Annotated in this window: 2 protein-coding genes; one reads left to right on the top strand and one right to left on the bottom strand. The window is 71.9% G+C overall.

Translation table 11 applies throughout. The annotated features are described in order from the left end of the window. A partial coding sequence (locus tag G6022_RS14100; RefSeq protein WP_182691815.1) for an FAD-dependent oxidoreductase occupies nucleotides 1-214 on the bottom strand: 214 nt, incomplete at its 3' end. 165 nt (nucleotides 215-379) lie between these two features. Here G6022_RS14100 and G6022_RS14105 point away from each other — a divergent pair. Beyond that, on the top strand, nucleotides 380-1469 hold a 1090-nt coding region (locus G6022_RS14105; RefSeq protein WP_206682384.1), incomplete at its 3' end, for an alpha/beta hydrolase.

Here is a 1469-nt window from a genome sequence, read left to right on the forward strand (position 1 = left end):
AGCCGCGCAGGCCCAGACCGGGCATCCAGAGGTACCTGCGCGGGTCCCTGCGGGCGGCCAGGAGATCGTCGGGGGAATGACGACGACCCTGTTCGAGCACCAGGACCGTGAGCCCCTGCTCGGCCAGCCGGAGGGCGCTGACCGCGCCACCGAACCCGCTGCCGATCACGATCACGTCGGCGGCGTCCGCGTGCCGCTGTGGGCCTCGATCCATGGCGCCGAGTGTAGGACGGGTGTCCAGGATCCGGGCCCGATCGGCGGGGACCGGGGCGGGCGCGGGAGGGTCGATCCGGGATTTTCCGGGAAATACTGGACGCGCGTCCAAGTTCGGCATACGGTGGTCGCACCTCCAGTTCGGCCTCGCAGAATCGATACCCAGATGAGCCCCACGCACAGACCTCTCGCGGAACGCGTGCTCCGCCGCGTCATCCGCCTCATCGGGGCGGCACCGTCCCCGATCCAGCGACTGATCGCCGGGCCCCCGGTCCGGGTCGACGGGCAGCAGCTCGGCCTCGAAGCCCAGGTCGGCACCAGACTGTTGAACCTCGGGGTGTCCGAGACCTTCGAACAGATGCCGCTGGACCGGGGACGGGACCAGATCGCGGGCGAGGCCTTCGTCTTCGGTCACCAGACCCCCGTCGAGACCGTCCGTCCCCTCACCATCCCCGGTCCGAACGGCCCGATCCCGGCTCGCCTGTACCGGCCCGCGGGGATCGAGGGGCCGAGCGCCGCCCTGGTGTACCTCCACGGTGGCGGCTGGGTCCTGGGCGACCTCGACTCGGGCGACTCGGTGTCCCGCTTCCTCGCCGCCCACACCCCGCTGACCGTCATCTCGATCGACTACCGGCTGGCTCCGGAGCACCCGTTCCCCGCCGGCCTGGACGACGCCCTCGCGGCGTTCGGGCACGTCGTCGAGCACGCGGCGGAGTACGACCTCGACCCACGGGCGATCGCGATCGGGGGCGAGAGCGCGGGCGGGAACCTGGCCGCGGTGGTCGCCCTGCACCGCGCCCCCGGATGGACCCCGCCGGCCATGCAGGTCCTGTTCAACCCGGTCACGGACCTGTCCACCAAGCACCGGTCGTACGAGTTGTTCGGACGAGGGTTCTTCCTCACCGAGGCGCAGATGGACTGGTACAAGTCCCACTATCTCGCCGATCCCGAACAGGCCCTGGACCCGCGCGTCTCGCCACTGCTCGCCGGCGAGCTGGGCCACGCGCCCCCGGCCTACGTCGTGGTGGCCGGTTTCGACGTGCTCCGTGACGAGGGCGAACGCTACGCGGCCGCACTGGTCGAGGCGGGGGTCGACGTGACCCTCCGACGGCACAGCGGCCACGTGCACGGCCTGATCAACGCGACGGGAGTGGGACACGCCGCCCGGGACGCGCTGCTCGAGGCGGTCGGCGTCCTCCACACCAGGCTGGTCGCCCGGATCTCCCCCGCCACTGCCACTGCCACCGGCGCCGCCA

The sequence above is a fragment of the Dietzia sp. Cai40 genome (genome assembly GCF_014145165.1).
GTDB classification, from domain to species: Bacteria; Actinomycetota; Actinomycetes; order Mycobacteriales; family Mycobacteriaceae; genus Dietzia; species Dietzia natronolimnaea.